Source organism: Alcanivorax hongdengensis A-11-3 (assembly GCF_000300995.1).
Lineage (GTDB): Bacteria > Pseudomonadota > Gammaproteobacteria > Pseudomonadales > Alcanivoracaceae > Alcanivorax > Alcanivorax hongdengensis.
Genome location: NZ_AMRJ01000062.1, coordinates 1 through 2747, shown reverse-complemented (window position 1 = coordinate 2747; position 2747 = coordinate 1). Strand labels below are relative to the sequence as shown.

Here is a 2747-nt window from a genome sequence, read left to right as displayed (position 1 = left end):
GACGGTGGCCTAAAACACTTGACCACTACAGCCCTTGAGGACGATAAAAAACTATCCGCTATTGAGGATGCTTATGCCAGACACGCCCCCCACAATGAGCATTCAGAAGAAGATATCGCCATCATTAGAGAGCTATTCTCTCGCGAGTCATTGGGATTCTCCTATTCCAAATCAAACATAATACGGGGAATTGTAAAAACCAACAGAGCTCTCGGAATGAGCCTTTTGATGCAAGTCGAAGGGTCACAAGCCCATCAACATTTACATGAATTATTTCTTATTGCCGCGAATGATGATCTATTTCCAATCAACTCGATAAGCGAAGAATTTATAGATCACCTACTCTCAATTCTTGGCCCCATTCCAACCATTGAAGATCATTGGGTACAAGAATTTCTTGCCAAGGTTATAAAGATATATCCACGCAAAGTTATCTCATTATTCACTTCCAGAATTGAATTTGCAGTTAAAAACGAAGACTGGCAGACACGCCCTGTACCACATGGCCCCTACAGATCAAGCGATTTTAACCTACTATCTCTTCAAGATGGCCCACAAATTCTGGACCAACTTTTGGACTGGTCTTTGGGGTTTATAAATGATTACGCGTTCGATTATAGGTTTGGAGAACTAGTTGAAGCCCTCTGCCACCCCTTTGATGAAAACATCACTAATGCTCTAAGAAAATGGGTAGAGCAAGGAGAGCAAGATCGACTACATGTTCTCAAGCTTGCTATCCGTGAAGCGCAAAATGATTTCGTGTTCAACCAGAAAGAATTTGTTATATGGGCTCTTGGTTATGCACAGTCATATGGAGAGGACGCCCTTAAAGACTTGAGCAGCACCATGTACTTCATTGGAATATCTGGAATGAGATCAGGAGTCCCTGGCGAACCATTCCAACAGGATATTAACTTAGCAAAAAATTCGGAACGCATCCTATCTAAATTACCAAGATTTCACCCATCGTACAAGCTATACAGTGCACTTTTTGAGCATGCTAATGCTGAAATAGATAGACAAAAAGAAGAAGGAAGGATACTTGATGAAGAAGATGAATGTTAAAAATAAGCCATTCCACCTTTACAGCTAAACACTAAAGCGCGGCGGACCCTTGAAACGGGATACAGACAGCATGACAGCTCAACCAATACCTTCTAACGATTACTGAGCCTTGACCTACTATAACGACTAACTACGGGCGAGCGACCGGGGTCAGCACAAGAAACTGGATGCAGGATGAATCAAGGAATGAATAATCAAAAGACAGGCTCCTATACCGCCAATCTGATCGGCAATATCCAGAGCCATCTGGCAGGATTACAGGGCTACGATGTAATGGCACTGGAGCTTATCCAGAACGCAGATGACGCCAAAGCAGAGGAAGTCATATTTGATATTACTGATGCCGGACTTTATGTTCGTAACAGCGGCCAGTTTACGTACTGTGGCGACCTAGAAAGGTTCTGCTCTTTCACAACTGATGGCAACTACAAATGTGACTACCACCGCATTACGGATGTAGGCAGTGGCGGGAAGCTATCACGCAGCGAGAACATTGGTCGATTTGGCATTGGCTTCGTGTCCACCTACCAGGTGACAGACCACCCCGAGATCCGTTCAGCTGGTATCAAGTTAGCGCTTTACCCAGAGCATGGAAAATGGTCGATTGAAGAATTTGAAGAGCCTGCAGGCACCTCATTCTTTCTCCCATGGGCAAGTGATCCAGAAAGCGAGGGGCGACTCGCGCTAGGAATATCCCATATTAGTTCAGACCACATTGATCAGCTTACCGACGATTTCCAAGAGGTTCTGCGCAAAAGCCTGCTATTCCTTCGCCACATTCGAAAGGCCGAAGTGCGACGTAACGGAAAGCTCCTTATGGCGTGCGATTTGGACAGAAGCGAAGAAACAGACCTTATTATTAGCTTTAGACCCAGCGGTACCGTTGAGCAGTGGCGCATTCTTAGGGCGAACGCTGAAGAAGCGGCCCAACCGCTTTATGCAACTCACCCTCGTTTGGAGTCGCTCCATAGAAGCACCGAGATCAGCATCGGCCTTCGAGTTGATCCGGAACCGATTACCGATGGCTTGTTGTACGCATTCCTTCCGACCGAACAGGCAACTGGGCTTCCCTTGCACATCAACGCAGATTTCTTCCCAGAGTCTGATCGAAAAGCGGTGATCTTTGCTGGACACCAGCACGAGCAAGCGTGGAATGAGATGCTCATTGAAGCTGCCGCTACGGAGCTGAGTCGAGATCTAGACAACCTGTTGCAAATACTCGGCCCTGTCCAGTTATGGAGTCTGCTTAATAGAGCATACGAGATATCGAAGCCAACAGAGCACCCTATTTGCTTTAGTCGATTCTGGGATCGCCTGAAGGCTTCGGCCACACAAGCAAAAATTGCTGAAGCGCAAGATGGCAGTTTTCAGCGACCCGAGAATGTATTTATTCCGCGCACCTTGCTGAATGAAAATCAGGCCAATGCTCTGCTCGAAATTGGAGGCAGACTGGCTGCAGAGGAGCTGCGTCCATATCAGACAACGATGAACCAGCTGGGCGCCCCAATACTCACACTCGAACGCCTTGTGGTGTTGATGGAATCGGCCTTTTCGCAACAAGAAGCAGGAACTACGAAAGTTGCACCAGAAAGACTGCAGCATTTTTATCATCCTTTCTGGGAGATCATTAATGACCTTCTTTCAGATGCGGCAGTGAATCGCCACCAGTTCTCTAGACACTT

At 46.5% G+C, this 2747-nt stretch carries 2 protein-coding genes; both read left to right on the top strand.

The window, feature by feature from the left end; all coding sequences use genetic code 11:
* A partial coding sequence (locus tag A11A3_RS17905; protein ID WP_008930572.1) for a hypothetical protein occupies positions 1–1065 on the top strand: 1065 nt, incomplete at its 5' end.
* 186 nt (positions 1066–1251) lie between these two features.
* The coding region (locus tag A11A3_RS17015; protein ID WP_008930571.1) for a sacsin N-terminal ATP-binding-like domain-containing protein at positions 1252–2747 on the top strand (1496 nt) is incomplete at its 3' end.